At 42.3% G+C, this 18,430-nt stretch carries 16 protein-coding genes; 4 read left to right on the forward strand and 12 right to left on the reverse strand.

Going from position 1 to position 18,430, the window contains the following annotated elements; all coding sequences use genetic code 11:
• Positions 1-110 precede the first annotated feature (110 nt).
• The 8 genes from ACY8DT_RS05285 to ACY8DT_RS05320 all read right to left on the reverse strand — a co-directional run bounded on the left by ACY8DT_RS05285 (position 111) and on the right by ACY8DT_RS05320 (position 8,799).
• On the reverse strand, positions 111-791 hold the full coding sequence (locus ACY8DT_RS05285; protein ID WP_462421875.1) for an ABC transporter ATP-binding protein: 681 nt from the start codon (positions 789-791) through the stop codon (positions 111-113).
• Positions 791-1,912, reverse strand: a complete 1,122-nt coding sequence (locus ACY8DT_RS05290; RefSeq protein ID WP_462421876.1) for an ABC transporter permease — start codon at positions 1,910-1,912, stop codon at positions 791-793. The genes ACY8DT_RS05285 and ACY8DT_RS05290 overlap by 1 nt, the downstream gene beginning before the upstream one ends.
• Before the next feature lie 102 nt (positions 1,913-2,014).
• Positions 2,015-3,376 (reverse strand): HAMP domain-containing sensor histidine kinase, encoded by a 1,362-nt coding sequence (locus ACY8DT_RS05295; RefSeq protein ID WP_462421877.1) that lies wholly within the window; start codon positions 3,374-3,376, stop codon positions 2,015-2,017.
• Complete coding sequence (locus ACY8DT_RS05300; RefSeq protein ID WP_462421878.1) at positions 3,369-4,067, reverse strand: response regulator transcription factor; 699 nt, start codon at positions 4,065-4,067, stop codon at positions 3,369-3,371. Before ACY8DT_RS05300 ends, ACY8DT_RS05295 begins: the two co-directional genes overlap by 8 nt.
• Before the next feature lie 608 nt (positions 4,068-4,675).
• Positions 4,676-5,542 carry a LysR family transcriptional regulator gene (locus ACY8DT_RS05305; RefSeq protein ID WP_462421879.1) on the reverse strand — a complete coding sequence of 289 codons (867 nt, stop codon included), beginning with the start codon at positions 5,540-5,542 and terminating at the stop codon, positions 4,676-4,678.
• A gap of 154 nt (positions 5,543-5,696) precedes the next feature.
• Positions 5,697-6,827, reverse strand: a complete 1,131-nt coding sequence (locus tag ACY8DT_RS05310; RefSeq protein WP_462421880.1) for a M20 family metallopeptidase — start codon at positions 6,825-6,827, stop codon at positions 5,697-5,699.
• A gap of 4 nt (positions 6,828-6,831) precedes the next feature.
• Positions 6,832-8,016, reverse strand: a complete 1,185-nt coding sequence (solA, locus tag ACY8DT_RS05315; RefSeq protein WP_462421881.1) for an N-methyl-L-tryptophan oxidase — start codon at positions 8,014-8,016, stop codon at positions 6,832-6,834.
• 195 nt (positions 8,017-8,211) lie between these two features.
• On the reverse strand, positions 8,212-8,799 hold the full coding sequence (locus ACY8DT_RS05320) for a superoxide dismutase family protein (protein ID WP_462421882.1): 588 nt from the start codon (positions 8,797-8,799) through the stop codon (positions 8,212-8,214).
• Positions 8,800-8,942: 143 nt separating this feature from the next.
• Here ACY8DT_RS05320 and ACY8DT_RS05325 point away from each other — a divergent pair, with 143 nt between their 5' ends.
• Positions 8,943-9,677: a YqjF family protein gene (locus tag ACY8DT_RS05325; RefSeq protein WP_462421883.1), complete on the forward strand. Its 735-nt coding sequence runs from the start codon at positions 8,943-8,945 to the stop codon at positions 9,675-9,677.
• A gap of 433 nt (positions 9,678-10,110) precedes the next feature.
• Here ACY8DT_RS05325 and ACY8DT_RS05330 read toward each other — a convergent pair whose 3' ends face one another.
• The gene (locus ACY8DT_RS05330) at positions 10,111-10,836 is read right to left on the reverse strand and encodes a GNAT family N-acetyltransferase (RefSeq protein ID WP_462421884.1); all 726 of its coding nucleotides are present in this window, start codon (positions 10,834-10,836) and stop codon (positions 10,111-10,113) included.
• A gap of 92 nt (positions 10,837-10,928) precedes the next feature.
• Here ACY8DT_RS05330 and ACY8DT_RS05335 point away from each other — a divergent pair, with 92 nt between their 5' ends.
• Positions 10,929-11,381 carry a 2-thiouracil desulfurase family protein gene (locus ACY8DT_RS05335; protein WP_462421885.1) on the forward strand — a complete coding sequence of 151 codons (453 nt, stop codon included), beginning with the start codon at positions 10,929-10,931 and terminating at the stop codon, positions 11,379-11,381.
• A gap of 41 nt (positions 11,382-11,422) precedes the next feature.
• Here the strand turns inward: ACY8DT_RS05335 and ACY8DT_RS05340 are convergent, their stop codons facing one another.
• Positions 11,423-13,111: a BCCT family transporter gene (locus ACY8DT_RS05340; RefSeq protein ID WP_462421886.1), complete on the reverse strand. Its 1,689-nt coding sequence runs from the start codon at positions 13,109-13,111 to the stop codon at positions 11,423-11,425.
• 420 nt (positions 13,112-13,531) lie between these two features.
• Here ACY8DT_RS05340 and ACY8DT_RS05345 point away from each other — a divergent pair, with 420 nt between their 5' ends.
• The gene (locus ACY8DT_RS05345; RefSeq protein WP_462421887.1) at positions 13,532-14,209 is read left to right on the forward strand and encodes a phosphatase PAP2 family protein; all 678 of its coding nucleotides are present in this window, start codon (positions 13,532-13,534) and stop codon (positions 14,207-14,209) included.
• 90 nt (positions 14,210-14,299) lie between these two features.
• Positions 14,300-15,079, forward strand: coding sequence for an aspartate dehydrogenase (nadX, locus tag ACY8DT_RS05350; RefSeq protein WP_462421888.1), 780 nt, complete (start codon positions 14,300-14,302; stop codon positions 15,077-15,079).
• A gap of 91 nt (positions 15,080-15,170) precedes the next feature.
• Here nadX and ACY8DT_RS05355 read toward each other — a convergent pair whose 3' ends face one another.
• Positions 15,171-17,225, reverse strand: a complete 2,055-nt coding sequence (locus tag ACY8DT_RS05355; RefSeq protein ID WP_462421889.1) for a HelD family protein — start codon at positions 17,223-17,225, stop codon at positions 15,171-15,173.
• A 175-nt stretch (positions 17,226-17,400) separates the two neighbouring features.
• Positions 17,401-18,402, reverse strand: a complete 1,002-nt coding sequence (locus ACY8DT_RS05360) for an acyl-CoA thioester hydrolase/BAAT C-terminal domain-containing protein (RefSeq protein WP_462421890.1) — start codon at positions 18,400-18,402, stop codon at positions 17,401-17,403.
• Positions 18,403-18,430 lie beyond the last annotated feature (28 nt).

Consider the following 18,430-nt stretch of genomic DNA (forward strand, 5'->3'; position numbering starts at 1 on the left):
CACTTACTGACTGGGCCAAAAGCCCTGATGGAATAAAAGAAACGGCTTGGAAATCTTGATTTCAAGATTTCCAAGCCGTTTTTGTGGGTTTTATTATAGTAAATACAGATTTATAAACTTTCTTCAAGCTGACCATCATTCATCTGATATACACGATCACAGTACTCGAGCATACGTTCATCATGCGTGACCATAACAGCCGCTTTGTTATGTTTTTTAACTCCATTTGAGATGAGTTGAACAATTTCAAATGCACGATTACTATCGAGACTTGCTGTAGGTTCATCAGCAAGAATTATATTTGGATTATTTATAAATGATCTTGCGATTGCAGTGCGCTGGCGCTCACCACCGGATAATTCTGAAGGGAATTTTTTCAGTTTTGATTCCAGCCCTACTTCATTCAACAGATCTTTGGCAAATTTGCGGTCTTCTTTTGTTACTTTCCCGGTCATTTTTTTAACCATCAGCAGCTGATCCATTACATTTAAGTAAGGAATCAGATTAGATGTTTGTAAAATAAAGCCCAGGTGATTCAGTCTGAGTTTAGAAATTTCTTTACCGGAAAGATTTTTCAAATTTGTACCGTCTATCAGAACATCCCCTTCTGTTGATTTAAGAAGTGCACCTGCTATAGATAAGAATGTACTCTTACCGGAACCTGACGGACCGACCACAGCAACAAGTTCCCCGGGATTTACCTGCATGGAAACATTGTTTAATACTGTAAGTTTTTTGTCTCCGGCTTCTTCAAATTGTTTGGAAACATTAATAAATTCAATACCTGTCATTATTCAACCCTCCCCATTGCCTGCAGTGGATCAATTTTAGCGATCTTTCTTACAGAAATTAAAGAACTTAATACTGCGACCACAAGCAGAACAAATGCATAAGTAAATACAATTACCGGATCAAGCAGGAAAGGCATATCTTCCGGGAATACGAGCGCAGTCAGGTAAGTTAGACCCACTCCTGCCAGGATACCGAGTAATGCAACAATCGTCACTTGTGAAACAATGGTCTTAGCAAGAAATCCGTTGCTGGCACCGATTGCTTTCATCACACCAAACTGATGTACTTTTTGCAATGTAAGTACATAGAAAAATACTGAAATGACAAATGCAGAAATTACAAACAAGAAGCCAAGCATCATATTAATCGTACCTGTTTCAGCTGTGTACCCAGGCAGACCGTTAATCGCATCCTGTTTACTTACAACATCCACACCATCTATGTTTTGTTCCAGTGATTCAGCATCAATGTTTTCCCCCTGGAGCATAATAGCCTGTACAGGATTTTCAATACCCTGATCAGCACCAGGTGCAGCCAGTGCAATTTCTCTCCATTTATCAGTTACCGTAAATATTGCAGGTAAATGGTTAAACGTTTCGTTCTCTACGAATCCTGCAACTTCCAGTGTTTCAGGTGAACCTTCAATTTCAAGCGTATCACCGATATCAACACCGTCATTCTGTAAGGTATCATTTACAATGACCTGATTTTCTTTATTAGAATCAAGTGCATCGCCTTCGATTAATTCAGGTTCTAAAAATGAACCTGGTTCAATACCAAGTATAGATACATCCATTTTACTGCTGTCGCTGTCTTCTCCTGCTTTTAGTACTACAGCAACATTGCTGCTCATCGCAGTGGCATCCCCCACATTATTTTCTTCCATTAAATCATTAATCAGATCTTCAGGTAACAATGAGCGGTTCATGGAATCCCGCGCACCTTCTTCGAACACGACATAATCCGCATCCATATTTTTGAATGTTGCAGCACTCAGATTAGCCAGCCCATTACCGAGTCCGGATAAAATAAATACCAGCCACGCAATTAATACAAGAATCATACCGATCATTGTAAATCGCCATTTACTGTGTTTTAACTCTTTCAAAGCCAGAAACATTTGCATCACCTTTCATATTTATGAAATAAACTTGTTTTAAAATCTCACCTTTGAAATTATAACAAAGCAATGTTAATGAAAGGTTAACGGGAGTACTGTTCTTTATTTACTGTTTCTCATTGTAATTTTAAATGTTGTTCCACTCTCTTTGTTACTGGTCACACTAATCTCAAAACCGTGCAAATCTACAATTAATTTAACGATTGCAAGTCCGATACCGGTGCCGGAGCGATCAGTTCTTGCAACATCAGCTTTATAAAATCTTTCCCATATTCTGCTTATGTCTTCTTCTTTAATACCTGAGCCTGTATCTGTAATTGTAAAGTAGACTTTATCCCCGCTGCTGCAGACATTGATAATAATCTGCTCATTCATTTTGGAAAAATTAACTGCATTCTGAAGCAGGTTGATAATGACCTGCTCCATTTTTTCCCGATCTGCATAAACGATATTATTATCATTATTGTCGTTGAATTTCATCTTTAAATTCTTTTTCTGGTAAATCGGTTCAGCTTTTGAAATAATCTCCTGCACCTGTTCTGTAAGGCTGTATCCTGTACGGTTGAGCGGCATATGACTTTCTTCCAGATGTGACAGCGTCAAAGTATCATTCACCATTTTAATCATCCGTTCAGTTTCACGTTCCATCAAATGGTAGTAGTAGTCTTTTTTACTATCCGGGATGGTACCGTCCTGAAAAGCAATTAAGAAACCTTTCAGTGACGTGAGAGGTGTGCGGAGGTCATGTGACACATTGGAAAGAAACTCTCTGCGCCGCTCCTCCAGCTGATTCAATTCACCCGCCATATAATTAAATGTAGAAGAAAGTTTTCCAATCTCATCGTTTGAGTGATGATGAACTTTCACTGTAAAATTGCCTTTAGCATATTCAAGAGCGGTCTCATTTAATTTTAATAAAGGTGCAGTAATCTTCTTGGATATAATCCAAATAATAAAAGTTGCGATAACTAAAGTTATAAATAAAGTGAGCAGTATAATAATAATAAATTCTCGATATGTATGATCCAGATTGCTGAAAGCCATTATGAATACAGGATTATTATATGATTCTATTTCAACTTCAATAGGAGCTCCTATAATATAATGCAATTCTCCATTATAACGATCATTTTCAGTCACTTTTTCTCCGGATGTCTGAATGTCCTGCAGGACGCCCTCAAGATAGGGAGGCAGATTGTCCGATTCTTCATCGTTTGAAGCATCAGTGATATGAATATCATAATCATAATGGCTGATGAATGAATCTGTATCTGGCAGGCGGCCTTCTTCGTCAATATACTGTTCTATCTGGACGTGCTGATGATTATACGTATCAGCAAAATTATTGTATAAGCTGTTATGAATAAGGAATACAAATAATGTGATAAAAATTAAAAATGAAATGATGATGATAATAGAATAATTTACAAACATTTTTTTAAATATCGAGTTTTTATTATTCATTATCATCAGCCTCTAATCTGTAGCCGATACCCCTGATAGTTTTAATGCCGACTTTTGCCCCGGCATCAAGCAGTTTATCGCGCAGTCTTTTAATATGCACATCGAGCGTTCGATTATCACCTTCAAAACCGGTGCCCCAGACATTATCAAGGATCTGCTGTCTGGATAAAATCTGATTTGGAAAGGAAATAAGATAGTGAAGCAGCTCTATTTCTTTCGGTGCCAAAAAATATTCAACATTATTAATAATTAATCTATGCTCGCTTAAACTAATTGTCATTCCGCATACTTTTAAAATATCATTGTCCTCACGCATGTTATCGGTCCGCCTCAGAACCGATTTTATACGAGCCATTAGTTCATTGGGGTCAAAAGGTTTAACCACATAATCGTCAGCCCCTGTGTTAAGCCCATTGATAATATCGTAACTTTCACCTTTCCCGGTCAGCATTATGATGGGGATCGAGCGGTCGTCCAGGCGAATCATCCTGCATATCTCAAGGCCGTCCATTTCAGGCAGCATTAAATCCAAGAGTATACAATCCGGCTGTTCATTATAATACTTTTCCAGACCTTCTTCTCCGTCCACAGCTACGATAATATTATAATCGGCTTGTTCCAAATAAAGTTTAAGAAGTTCCACAATACTCAGATCGTCCTCTATTATTAAGATTTTTAAATGGTCATTCATAATTTTACTCCTTAATATTATATAAAAGCTGCCAGAAAGTATTATACATGATTTGAATTCTAACTATTGCAGCAAATTTCATCGAAAAAATGAATCTGCTGAATATACTTCTGTGGAAAATATTACATATAGTATAGCAAAAGAAGTAAAATAACAAGTAAGAATGAATATTTTAATATTCAAGAAGAACAGGAGAATTATTATGAAAATTATTGTCTTTGGAGCTACTGGTGGCGTGGGTCAATCAGTTATGCAGCAGAGTTTGGATGCCGGCCATGATTCGGTGGTATCATGTCTCTAATCAAGCAAAGGCATGAAAAAATCAAAAGAACTTCAAAATATGACGGAGAATATTGTTGAAGGCATGAAGGTAAATACAGAGAAAATGTGTCAGGTGTGCCCGCTAAATCCAGTTCTATACCGCGTGCAGATGTAGCACACTTTATCGTTAAAGCTTTAACAGATTCAAAATATGAAAACGCTTCGATAGGACTTGCGACATAATGTATCGATGTACTTTAAGTAATAAAAACAAAATTGGGTAAATAACGATAAAATAAAAAGAGACAGACCTGGATTTTAATGCAGGATAATTACACACAGAGGCGTCAGGAAACATGATCGTCCCTGTATTCCTGAACGGTTTGTAAGAACTTATTCATCGCCGTGGTCATATAAGATTCCTTATGCCAGATGAAATCTGTGGAGATTTCACTATATTTCGAAGACAATTCATAACCGTAGAGTTCTCCCCTTTCCAGATCTCCCTTCACCGTCGACTCAGGTACCAGGCTGATTCCGAGGCCGGATTTTATACTGCCTATAATTGTTTCCAATGTGCCGAATTCTACAATAGCCGCCTCTTCAACATTCTCATCATTCAACCATCTCTCGAGGTTTCTTCTGTATTTGCAGCCTTCTTTAAACACCAGCATCGGCATATCTTTCAAATCATCCTCTGTAGCCGCTTTGTCCCTGTATACGAGCATCAGCTTCTCTTTGAATAACTCGGCTTTGTTGATTGATGGATGACTTACAAGCCCTGCCACAAAGGCACAATCCAGTTTTTTGTCCGCCACTTTCCCCACAATTTTATCCGTGACATCACTGTCGATGGACAATGACACATCAGGATAGGACCTGCGATACATCGATAACACATCCGGCAGCCTGGTGATCGTTTCGACCGTGCCGATATTCAGCCTGCCTGAAGGCTCATCCGTGTCATGGAATGCTTTATTGATATCGTCCATCGTTTTCATTATCTGCTCTGCATAACCCTCAAGCTTCTTACCTTCTGAAGTCAATGTCGTCCCTTTTCTGTGGCGCAGGAATAATTGTGTATTGAGCTCTGCTTCTAATGCCTTGATGCGGGCAGTGACATATGACTGGACATAATTTAATGATTTCGCTGCACGGCTGATGCTGCCATGTTCACTGACACTTTGGAAAATCTGCAAATCTTTGAATTCCATAATACCGCCCCGTTCATTTCATTTGAACAGTATTATACACAAAATCACTTTGTAGATGTTAATAAAAAGTCCGGTTTAATAGAGTGTTCCTGTCGGGCAAACCTCACAAAAAAGTGACGGTACATCTATCAATCAGATATACCGTCACTTTATTTTAACCTGCATATTTTTCAATCAATTTCTTATAGAACTCTATGGAACTTTCAAATGCTTCGACTTCCACATACTCATTCGGCTGGTGTGCCAGCGTTTCGATGCCCGGCCCGTAGATCAATGTCGGAATTTTACTGTCCGGATTCAATACGGAGCCATCAGTATAATAGGACACACCGCCGACTGATTCCATCCCAGAACTTTCCAGTGCATCCCGGATGATGGTCGCGTCTTCATCCGTCAGTACTGTTGCTCTGTCAAGCACCACCTTAGAGCTGACTTCCGGCTGACCTTCGCCTGAAAACAAGCTGTTCAGCCTTTCATCGAACTCCTTATAAAGTGCATCATGAATGTTCGGGGTAATTGTGCGTATATCCACATTCAATGTGCATTGATCGGGTATGACATTTGTCTGGATGCCGCCGGAAATCATGTTGGCGGATACACTGCTTCTCCCGAGCGGTGCCTTTTCTTCCAACCACTCTTCTTTCAGTTCCTCGACCAGGCCAATCACTTTTCCCATCGCCTCTACAGCATTGATGCCCTCTTCAGGCATCGCCCCGTGTGCTGTTTTTCCGGTCAATGTCACTTCAATCCACAGTGCACCTTTGTGACCCGCAACGACTTTACCGCTTGTCGGTTCGGCAATCACAATGGCCTCCACATCTTTCATCCCCACCGTATTCACATAATGTTCCGCACCGACAGAGTCGACTTCTTCACCGGCAGTTGCCAGAAATTCAACATCTCTTTTCAGCTTGACGCCTTCCTTATGGAGAGATTCAACAGCCAGGTACAATGCAGCAAGGCCGCTTTTCATGTCTGTCGTACCTCTGCCGTACATTCTGCCGTTATCAATCTCTGCATCAAACGGTCCGTGATCCCACTCAGCAGAGCCGATCTTCACAGTATCCGTATGTCCGGACAACAGTAGTTTTCCTTTGTCTTCATCACTGCCTTTCAGTGTCACAGAGAAATTGCTCCTGTCATCTTCGAGTTCAGTCACTTCATAATGAAGATTTGCCGCTTCGCTTCTACGGATGAACTGCTCAACCACCCGATGTTCATTACCCGGCGGATTGGTACTGTCTATCCTGATCAGCGACTGCAGAAATTCAATGTGTGTCTGCAAAAAATCACTTCCCTCTCGCTTTGAAATAAACTTGACCTTCATTTTCAGGCTGCAGACTCGGACGTGTGGCTTTAAAGAGTGAAATATCCTGCTTTGTCTCTCCGGAAGTGACCAGTTCACTCAATACTTCACCGACTGCGCTTGAAAATTTGTAGCCATGCCCGGAAAATCCTGCAGCAATCGCAACGTGGTCATGTGCCGGATGTTTATCAATGATGAAGTTTTCATCGGGTGTGTTCGTGAACAAACATGTTTTCCCGACGTTGATGCTGCCGTTCGCAGCTTCCATGTAGTCTCCGAGGAAACCGCGTATATCCGCTTCATCTCTTTCAGATGTGCCGAACTGCTTGTTGTAGTATGCCGGATCTATGTCTTCCCCGTTGTCATAACGGCCGATTTTCAAACCTCCGCTGTCAATCGAAGGGAAACCGTAATAGACGCCTGTCGGCACATCCGCAAAGAAGCCGGGGAAATCGTCTGCCTTGTACAGTACATCGTCGGAATCAAACCATGCGATGGTCTGTCTGGATGGCTGGATGCGTATTTTCATATCCAGGTCATCGAGTATCTTTTTATTCCACGCGCCGCCGGAGATGATCAGTTTATCTGCTGTGAATGATTCTTCTGCCGTATCCACTTTGACGGAATCATCAAGAATATCGATGTTCATGACCGGTGAATTGACTTTCAGTTCTGCACCTTTATCGAGAGCGAGACGTCTGAATGTACGGATGCAATTCTCAGAAAACAGCATGCCCGCGTCCGGCTCATAACAGCCGATCTGACCGTCGGGCACCGTGATGCCCGGCCATCTTGCATTGATTTCATCTGCTGACAATGTTTCAAAGTTAAGCTTATATTTATGACCGCCGTCGATTGCCGTCTGGACAAACAAAGATTCACTTGGTCCAAATGTCACAACGCCTGTTTTTGTAAATATTCTTTCATTGGTTTTAGTCTGCAGGTCATCCCATAATTCCTGAGCACGCAGTGCAAGCGGTACATATTCAAGCCCTTCTCCGCATGCATGGCGGATCAGGCGCGTCTCTCCTGCGTGACTGCCGTTCTCATGCGGCGGATCGAACGCGTCAATCATCAATGTACGTACACCCTGTTCCGCCAGATAATAACCTGCTGCCATCCCCATCGAGCCTGCTCCAACTACAATCACTTCATAATGCTTTGTCAATTCCATCACTCCCCGAGGCAAAAAATAATGCCTTGATATTGTATATGACTCCATTTTAAGCGCTTACATATGTATATGTAAAATGATTATAAAAGATGATGGATATCTGTATTAGAGATACATCAGCGCTTTTGACATTGATCGAAGTATAAAAAAGAGCAAAACCCATAAGGTTCTGCTCCATCCAACTTTATTTTATTCCTGAGGTTCTGCAATCACACCACAAGCCACCGGATCTCCGGCATCACCCGACGGCTGTGATTCATAGTCATCTTCACCCGAATGAATGATCAAAGCAGTACCTTCTGCCGTATGCAGTGATGTGTCTACTTCTTCATCCAGAATCGTGACGTTTTCAGCCGGCACTTCTGTCGATACAGTACCGTCTTCATCCACTTCTATATTCTCAAGATCACCTGCATGCGGTCCGTCCTCATGGTCAAAACCGTGCGATGCATCTGTCGGGTTGAAGTGATCGCCGGCAGATTCAAAATCAGGACCTTCACACATACCTGCATTATGAATATGCATACCATGTGTTCCCGGTTCCAGGCCCTCGGCCTCCAGTGCAATCGTCAGCCCGTCATCCGCTTCAGAAAATGTAGCTGTACCCATTTCCGCTTCATCAGTATCATACATCGTCACTTCAATCTCTTCAGATGCCTCCTGTGTGGCACCTTCGTCGCTGCCTTCATCCGCACCTTCCCCGGATTCTTCACCGGTGCCGCATGCAGCCAATACTAAAACCAATATGAACATTGGAATAAATGCCCATTGCTTCATGATATCCCTCCATCCTTTTACTGGAATAGTTCCCTGTTTAAAATTGTGTAAACGCATCTCTTATAGACTTTCATAATATTATATATTCAGTTTATAAAATCCATTTAACGGATATTGTCCTATAAAGACGGAGGCTGATAATTGTGAATGACTTATTAAACTATATTGAACACAGAACTGCCCCGCTGCCTGACTATCCGTGGACGATGTATCAAAAATGGGAGGATTTAGTTTGTATGCATATACCCGTCGACCCAGAAGAGCTCCTGCCCCATGTCCCGCAGGAACTGGCAGTCGATTTATATGACGGTCAAGCCTGGATTTCGATCTTCCCGTTCCATATTCGAAAACTGAAACTCAGAAACAAGCCAAAATTTCCGTACTTTCATGAATTTTTGGAGCTGAATGTGAGGACTTACGTTAAGCACAAAGGGATCCCCGGTGTTTATTTCTTCAGTCTGGATGCCGAAAAAATCATGCCGGTGCTCGGTGCGAGAGCTGTGACACTCCCTTACTATAAGGCGAAGATGAAAAGAAAGGAGAAACATGGTTGGATGCACTATTCCAGCAAGCGCCGACATAATGATAAAGCATATTTTGAGGCAAGATATAAAGTGCTTTCCAGTGCTGCACCAGCGGAGGAAGGCACACTGGACCACTGGCTGTTTGAGAGGTACAGGCTGTATAAAACAATCCGCGGTACTGTCATCCATATCGGTATCCATCATTTGAAATGGAAGCTCGCCGATGTCTCCATAGATTACAATCCGGACTCGATCAACTCCCTCCTGCCCGGCGACATAAAAGGAGAGCCCGCCGCCGCCCACTACTCTCCCGTGCTGGATGTGATCTTTTGGCCACCGGTAAAATCTGAGTGATGGTGAGGGCGAGGGTGAGACGAGCAAGTCTTGTAAAATCTTATAGATACTCGGAATTCATACATCAAAAACGAGCAAGTCCGATGAAATCCCGAAGATACTCGGAATTCAGACATCAAAAACGAGCAAGTCCGATGAAATCCCGAAGATACTCGGAATTCAGACATCAAAAACGAGCAAGTCGGATGAAATACGAAGATACTCGGAATTCAGATATCAAAAACGAGCAAGTCCGATGAAATCCCGAAGATACTCGGAATTCAGACATCAAAAAACGAGCAAGTCTAATGAAATCCCGAAGATGCTCGGAATTCAGACATCAAAAACGAGCAAGTCGGATGAAATCCCGAAGATAAACGGATTCATACATCAAAAAACGAGCCAGTCCGATGAAATCCCGAAGATACTCGGAATTCAGCCGCCCACAATCCTGTTACGCCCTGATTTCCCTGCTCATAATTATCTGTCTGCCGAGGGGCCCGATAAAACTGTGGCCGGTGTCTGTAAATCCGCCTTTTTTGTAGACATGCTGAGCTACTTCATTCTTCACATTGACACCGAGCACAACTTCATCCACCCCCTCGTAATTTTCATTCACAAAATCATCCAGCTCACGGAAGGAAGCTGTCGCAACGCCGTGTCCTTGTTTAGTGGAGTCAACTGAATAATTGAACATCACGAGCGCATTTGGATTAGTGGTATATTTCTGAACAATATCCCCGCTCTGTAAAATAAACACCCCCGCGACCTGACGCCTCTGGATGATCAGGACCAAGTTTCTTCCTTCAATGTTTTCACAGCTTTTCAGGGCATCAAGCGGTGTTGCTGAATAATACTCATGCGCTTCAGTCAGCACATATTTCTCCAAATTCCCATAAAAGGAATCATCATAATATTTCAAAGTCACGTCCGTATCCACCCGGTACTGACTGCCGTCATCTTCACGTTTCAAGTACTGATAATCCACCAGGTACCTTCTTAATATCGCATAGTCGGGATAGATTTCCTTTAAAATTCCATTAACCTCTTTTTCCTTATATATATGATTGCGATCAAAATCCTTGATCAGCTCATCAAACAGCTGAAGTTTCATCTTTTCCTTCCTCGGAATCTGCACCAGTTTACCGTCCTTGAAAAACTTGTCTTTAATATCCATCATTTTTTCACCTGCAAATTAATAAGTAATACAACTTTATTTTCTTAAAATTATGATACTATACTTACAATAACTTTTATAACATAGGTGATCATATGATATTGGTGAGTGCATGCCTGGTTGGACAGAATGTCAGATATGACGGAGACAACAGTTTAAATGAAAAAATCAGCAGACTGATGGATGAAGGTAAGGCGATTGCCGTCTGCCCGGAGGTATTCGGAGGACTGACCACTCCAAGACTCCCTGCAGAAATTGAAAACGGAGACGGCCATGATGTGCTTGAAGGGAAATCAAAAATCGTGGACACCTCCGGCAAAGATGTGACAGAACAGTTTTTAAAAGGCGCTTATGAAACATTGAATGTCTTCAAAGAATTCGAACCTTCCATGGTTGTTCTGAAAGAAAACAGTCCGTCATGCGGCAGTTCTTTCATATACGACGGCACTTTCAGCGGCAATAAAGTCCGGGGTGTCGGCGTGACCACTGCATTGTTGGAAAAGAACGGCATACAGGTCATTTCCGAAAAAGAATTTGAAACATTATAAAAAAGTGAGTGTCCGACTTGGACACTCACTTTTTTCGAGGATTATTTATCTTCATTTTCATTTTTATCTGTTTCATCATCTGCTGTGACAACTTCATCGTCTTCATCTTCTATATCAGGTGCAACCTGCTCCGGCAGAGTGGCTCTGAATGCCTCGATTCTTTCTTCCAGCTCTTCTTCCGTTTCTTCACGGTAGCCCGGCTCATAAATGAGCTGCTTTCTTTCAAGCTCTATAATTTTGAATTCGCTTCTCAACGCTTTAAAGAGTGAAATTGCGAGCAGCACGACAACCAGGGTGAATGGGAATGCAGCAATCAGCATCGCCATTTCCAATGCACTCAGTCCGCCTGAGAACAACAGTACGAGTGCAGTACCTGAAAGGATTGCACCCCAGATCAGTTTGACTCTGAGTGATGGATTCAATGAACCGCCCGTCGTGAGCATACCCAGTACGAAAGTACCACTGTCTGCGGAAGTCACGAAGAATGAAGCAATCAGTATGATTGCGATACCCATGACCACTGCAGCAGCAGGATAGTTTTCCAGGAATGCGAACAGAGCCACTTCATTACCCTGCTCTGAAATCAGGCTGTACAGTCCACCGCCCATCAAGCTGTCTGATTCCATCCCGGCTACACCGAAAATTGCGAACCAGAGCGCACTGAATGCAACAGGAACTCCGATAACACCAAGAATGAATTCCCTGATGGTTCTGCCGCGTGAAATACGTGCGATGAAACTTCCGACGAAAGCAGACCAGCCGATCCACCATGCCCAGTAGAACAATGTCCAATCGTTCAAGAAGCCTCTATCGCCTTCAAATGAACTCATCCCAAGCGTCATGCTCGGCAGATTCTGTATATAGTTTCCTGCATTCGTCAGAAACGCTTCGAACATTGTAACTGTTGACCCGAAGACGAATACGAAAAGCATCAGTGCGATTGCAATGATTACGTTCCCTATACTCAAGTAACGGATCCCTTTATTCAGACCGGTCGATGCCGAAGTGACAAATGCCACTGTAATCAACAGAATCACTATCGTCTGAGTCAGGATATTATTTTCTATGAAATCAAAACTGTAGCTGAGTCCTGCAGTTATCTGCGTAGCACCGAGACCGAGTGAAGTCGCGATACCGAAAATCGTACCGAAAACTGCAAGAACATCCACACTTTTACCCATCCAGCCGTTGGCACGGCGGTCACCGATCAACGGTACAAGTGATGAACTCATGAGCAGCGGCGCTTTATGTCTGAAGTTGAAATACGCAAGCGCCAGACCAACTACTGCATACACTGCCCACGGATGGAAACCCCAGTGGAATAATGTATACTGCAGCGCTTCTCTTTCTGCTGCGGCAGTCCCGCCTTCGACAGACGGCGGACTATGGAAATGTGTCAGCGGTTCGGTTACACCGAAGAACACCAGACCGACACCCATACCGGCAGTAAACAGGAATGAGAACCATGTAAAATATTTATACTGGGGTTTTTCATTCTGTTTTCCCAGTCTGATTTTACCGTATGGACTGATCACCAGGAATAATGCGAACAGGACGAATCCTGTCATTGCCACCATATAGACCCAGCCAAAGTTATTCGAGATAAAATCGTTGATAAAACCTAATACCGTCTCTACATTGCCCGGTGCAATCACACCCCAAAGAATGAAGACAATCGCAATTGCAAGTGAAATATAAAAGACAGGCGTAACCTGTGACTTACCTTTCATTAGTAGACCTCCTTATAAAATTACAACCTTTAATTACACATACCCTACTATACAGATAAAACTCTGATATTTTTCCTTTACGGAAATAAGAGCCGGTTAATAAAAATAAGCATTAAAAAAAGACCTATAGACTGAGAATAACTTCATGTCATACCCGTTCTTCAGACCCGGATTCAAAACAGTATGTGTATAAACAGATGAGCATCCGTTTACCTTCGAACTTAGCCATGATAACACGATAAATGTAAAAATAAAACACCCGGGCTCAATGAATGCGTTTTAGTCTGGATTTATCATTAATTATTACGGTAAAATATGAGTGACATAAACATTACCACCAACGTACCTGTAATCAATATTATAAGTGTGGTAGATTAGATGAATCCGTTCCACAATAATCATTTAGAAAGAAGTACATATATGAGAAGATTTTCCGGCGTTACAGGATGCATATTTTTATTGATATTTTTAGGTATTTCCATTGGAGTCATCACTGAAAAACAATGGGTATACACTTTTGATATCACATGGATCAATTTCATTCAGTCTTTTATCACACCGCCTCTGACTGCTGTTGTATCGATATTAACCGACATCGGCGGTGTGCGTGAAATCATTTTTCTAACCATACTTGTCACTGTTTTTCTATTTCTTAGAAAATGGTATGCTGCAGGATTATGGTTAGGCGGCACAGTCCTTTTTAGTACCGTAATACTTACATTTATAAAAATTTTTGTTGGACGTGAGCGGCCTGATATTCTGGTGATTGCAACAGAGCAGTCACAAAGTTTTCCAAGCGGACATTCCACCCTCTCCACCGTCTTCTATGGATTACTTGGATTCACTTTTATTACCTTGGCTAAAAAAACCTCACAAAAAATAATAATTGCAGCAACTGCTTCATTGATTATCGGTTTCGTGATGCTTTCAAGAATTTATTTAGGCGCTCATTTCCCGTCAGATGTATTAGGCGGTCTTTCTTTTGGATCCGCAAGTACTTTAATCTCTCTTTATGTATATCAATTTTCATTACCATATTTGCAGAAGTTTCTGCTTCAATGGAAATTGGCTGATCGAAGCCCTGTTTTATTTAAATGAATTCACAGTTTCCAGTTTCAATTCTGTTTATTGTAAACTCTGATATTAACATCTAAACTTGTATATGAAGATTTATACGGAGGAGATAACATGAATATTGGTTTAATCGGTTCCGGTGCCATCGGACAATATTTATTAAAGAAGGTTAATAAAGAAAACCACCCTGCACTGAATATAAAAAGTATTCTGGTGAGGAACAGGGAGAAATACCAATCATTGGAGTCGGAATATGATATAAAGCTCTTTACAGATATTGATGAATTTCTGTCGTCTGATATCGATATGGTCGTTGAAGCGGCAAATGTCCAGACAGTACAGTCTGTACTGCCGGACGTTCTGAAGAAAAAAGATGTGATGCTGATCAGCGTCGGGGCACTCGTTGATGAGAAACTGCTGTCTGAAACGGTTCGCCTTACTGAAGATTATGGCCATCAGCTGCATCTGCCGTCCGGCGCCATCGGCGGGCTCGATCTGATTCAAAATGCAAAATCACATGGTGATTTGAACAGTGTACAGCTGACCACCCGTAAACCCGCAGCATCATTAACTGATGAAGAAATCCACGAAGAACAGATTGTATTTGAAGGCAAAGCTGTAGAGGCCATTGAAAAATTCCCTAAAAACATGAATGTCTCCATCATTCTCTCTCTGGCGGGTCTGGGTATTAATCATACTGATGTCAGACTGATTGCCGATCCCGCAGCCGATAAGAATATTCACCATATAAAACTTTCCGGCGATTTCGGCGAAGCAGAATTAACGATTAAAAATGAACCGCTGCCCGAAAATCCAAAAACGAGTGCCCTGGCGGCCCTCAGCATTCTCGGCACACTTGAGAGAATCCAGTCGAATATTAAATATGGAAACTGACTCTTAATATAAAGTTAGAGGCTGCAGAATTGAAATTACAATATTGTAAATTAAAATCCGGTGAAGAGCCTCTGCTCTTCACCGGATTTTATCAGTTGAGTAAATATAAATTTCTCGTTGCACGTGACGCCAGTACATATTTGATCAGCGGCAGATCATCATAAAATGCCGATTCGGTAATGATGACAGTATTGTATTCAAAGCCTTTAGATAAATAATACGGGAGCACCAGATAATCCTGGTTATAGATGGTATCCACTTCCTGCAGGTTCTTCAGACCGGGAACATCATCTTTCAGCTGCTCATACATTTCATCCGCCGCTTTTCTTGACGATGTGATAATCGCCATCTGTTCCGGCAGGTTTTCAGCAATCATCGCTCTGATCTGTGCCGCTTCATCTTCTGCACGGATGAACTGCACACCCTGACCGTCGACGGATACTGATTCTATACCGCCGGGTACGATCGTATTCAAATAATCATTGATCTGATTCGTCGAACGGTATGATTTCTGAAGTTTCATCATGTGATGATCATCTACAACCAGATCTTCACTGCCGACCGGATGGATCTGCTGGTTTTTATCACCCAGGCTCGTAAACGTCGCTTTACTGTAGTAATCCGTCATCACGGCATACTGGATATTGGAATAATCCTGGACTTCATCAACGATCACATGCCGCATCTTCTTATCGGAAGCATCAAGAACATGAATGTAAAGATACATCATCGGCGCAATATCTTCATACATGAAATTATTGCGTTTGACGTTTTCTATCGTTTCACTTCTCACTGCTTTGTCGGTGATCGATTTGACATAAAGCTTTTCAAGCTGGACGAACCTGAACTTTCGGATCTGCTGATGGATTCTCGCAAGCGTCTTCGTTGCATAATCATTCGCCATTTTCTGCAGCTCTTCCTTTTCACCGATATATTCACGCTTTTCATCCAGTTCTTTAAACTTCTTCCTGGTCAGCCACTTCAGTTCGCGCTGATACATATCCAGCAAATATTCATAGATTTTATGCAGCCGGCGGGAGACCGGGTGCTGCGACAGGTCATTATAGAATACTTTGTCGATCATCTCTTTGGCAATAAAGATTTTCTTTCCGTATTTAAGATCTCTGAAATACATGCCGCTCTCGCCTAATGTTTCCATATACTGCTTCAGGTGATCAAAATATGCTTTCGATGTTTTATAACGGTATGCATAACCGTCTTCGCCATTCAGTCTTTGTATATTATCTGCAAGAGACTCAAACTGGCGGCCGTTGAAATAAGGCACTTCATTCAGCATGCGGTAAAACGTCATATTTTTGACGTTGTCCTCCCCCAGCTCCGGCAGCACATCAGAAACGTAGTCATTGAAGACCTCATTCGGTGACATCAGCAGTATATTGTCCGCTTTCAGCTGGTTTCTGTACGTGAACATCAAATAGGCAATCCGCTGCATCGCAAGCGACGTCTTACCGCTTCCCGGCGGGCCGTAAACAAGCGTATTCTGATTCAGCGGCTGGCGGATGATGATATTCTGCTCACTTTGAATCGTCGCCACAATATTTTTCAACTTCGCCCTGGATGAATCCGTAATCAGCTGCTGGAGCATTTCGTCTCCGATATACAGATCACTGTCGAACATATTCAACAGTTCGCTTTTTTCAATCTGGAACTGCCGGCGCAGTGAGACATCGGTTTTTATTTTCGAACCGTCGGGGATGGTATACGACAGTTCGCCCACTCTGTTTTCATAAAAGAGGCTCGCAACCGGTGAACGCCAGTCGTAGATCAATATATCCTGATTATTGTCCTGGATGGTCGCACTGCCGATATAAATCGGCTCCCCGTCTGCAGTCAGCCTGCCGAAATATGGTTTTTTAATCATGCGCGCAGTGACGTCACGCATCTTCTCTATATGATTGTAAGTCGATTCTGTCAGACGCATTTCAGGCAGCATCGAGATGAAATCCATGACATTCCCGTCTTCAAAATCGAATGTATTCGATACATCGTCGTTGAGCATTTTACGTGTGGCCAAAATATCAGTAGAGGTTTTGTTCTGCTGCTGATTCAAACTCGCGTTGTATGCTCTTAAGAAGTTCACCGTAAAGTTCAAGTGAGCCACTTCAAGTTCAAATTCATTACTCATCAAACCGCTCCTCGTCTTTTTAAATAAATGCATGGCTTATCATATAACGATTTCAGCAGAATGAGTAGTCTTAATATCGTTTAAATAATATGCTATAATGGACTTGTTAAATAAACTGCCCTTCCCGGCACAACTTTTCGTGCGGGAAGGGCTTTATTTCTGTCTAATTAACATCTTAATTCTCTGCATGTTCTTCTAAAAATTCAAGCACAGCCTGATCACTCTCTTCTCCTGCCTGCACATTCGCTTCTTCGTTTCCGCCCATCATCATGCCTGCCAGTGCAGTCGGGCCTATGAATAGATGCCCGGCATCTTCATAAATTTCCACCTGCGCATTATCGCCCAGGTCTTCACCGATCTCTTCAGCCATGACGTCACCCTGCCACATCGCATCGTCTCCGCCTGCGATCAGCAGTGCCTGTCCATCAAAATTATCAGTATTGATCCTCGCCGTTTCCGAATTGTCATTCATCTCAACGGCAGATTCATATGTCTCCCGGTATTTCACAGGATTTAAGACGATGAAATCAAACATTGTGCGTGCAAATGCTCCGAAATCCGATTGCGAAAGATCGATATACGGCAGCTCTTCACCATCATATGTCCATGATGAAGCCATGTCCCCTTCAAACGAAAGACCCATGAATACATAGCTCGAAGGTGTATATAAAATCAGAGTGTTGATTTCATCGTAATAATTCGTCAGCAAAAGACCGAGTTCAGCACCCTTCGACGCACCGAGCAGCGTAATATCCGTATCATTCAACTCGGCATACTCCAGGAAATCTGCGAAAAATTCCAGAGGCACCCTATTTAACTCATCCACCTGGTTCTCTGCACCAAAAAAGAACATGGCATAAACTTCATAGCCGTTTTCTGCTAAAAATTCCGCCGCATCTGTGTTCGCGCTGCCTTCAGATCCGCCGAACACCGCTATCGGTTCTGCATCATTCGGGTCATCAGGCAAAAAATGAAAGCCGTTTGCCTCTCCGTGTTCAAAGTGTTCGATCGTTCCGCCTTCAAATGCCCCCGGGTAACTCGATATGTCAGTGACATCCCCCATGTCCTCGCTCCATCCCCACTTCTGTGTGTTATAAAAGCGCATGGCAAATACTCCGGCGGCGAGTAGAATAAGGATGACGACCAAACTTAATAAAATCCTTATCAAGATTTTCATATTAACATCCCCTGACTTTGTTTTTAAA

It is taken from the genome of Salinicoccus sp. Marseille-QA3875 (genome assembly GCF_054950095.1).

Excerpts from the sequence above, each read along its gene's own strand:
- ACY8DT_RS05320 (WP_462421882.1), bottom strand. The coding sequence starts at position 8,799 with ATGAAGCAATGGGCATTTATTCCAATGTTCATATTGGTTTTAGTATTG.
- ACY8DT_RS05285 (WP_462421875.1), bottom strand. The coding sequence starts at position 791 with ATGACAGGTATTGAATTTATTAATGTTTCCAAACAATTTGAAGAAGCC.
- ACY8DT_RS05360 (WP_462421890.1), bottom strand. The coding sequence starts at position 18,402 with ATGAAAATCTTGATAAGGATTTTATTAAGTTTGGTCGTCATCCTTATT.
- ACY8DT_RS05290 (WP_462421876.1), bottom strand. The coding sequence starts at position 1,912 with ATGTTTCTGGCTTTGAAAGAGTTAAAACACAGTAAATGGCGATTTACA.
- ACY8DT_RS05345 (WP_462421887.1), top strand. The coding sequence starts at position 13,532 with ATGAGAAGATTTTCCGGCGTTACAGGATGCATATTTTTATTGATATTT.
- ACY8DT_RS05300 (WP_462421878.1), bottom strand. The coding sequence starts at position 4,067 with ATGAATGACCATTTAAAAATCTTAATAATAGAGGACGATCTGAGTATT.
- ACY8DT_RS05305 (WP_462421879.1), bottom strand. The coding sequence starts at position 5,542 with ATGGAATTCAAAGATTTGCAGATTTTCCAAAGTGTCAGTGAACATGGC.
- ACY8DT_RS05355 (WP_462421889.1), bottom strand. The coding sequence starts at position 17,225 with ATGAGTAATGAATTTGAACTTGAAGTGGCTCACTTGAACTTTACGGTG.
- ACY8DT_RS05340 (WP_462421886.1), bottom strand. The coding sequence starts at position 13,111 with ATGAAAGGTAAGTCACAGGTTACGCCTGTCTTTTATATTTCACTTGCA.
- ACY8DT_RS05335 (WP_462421885.1), top strand. The coding sequence starts at position 10,929 with ATGATATTGGTGAGTGCATGCCTGGTTGGACAGAATGTCAGATATGAC.
- ACY8DT_RS05295 (WP_462421877.1), bottom strand. The coding sequence starts at position 3,376 with ATGAATAATAAAAACTCGATATTTAAAAAAATGTTTGTAAATTATTCT.
- nadX (WP_462421888.1), top strand. The coding sequence starts at position 14,300 with ATGAATATTGGTTTAATCGGTTCCGGTGCCATCGGACAATATTTATTA.
- ACY8DT_RS05330 (WP_462421884.1), bottom strand. The coding sequence starts at position 10,836 with ATGATGGATATTAAAGACAAGTTTTTCAAGGACGGTAAACTGGTGCAG.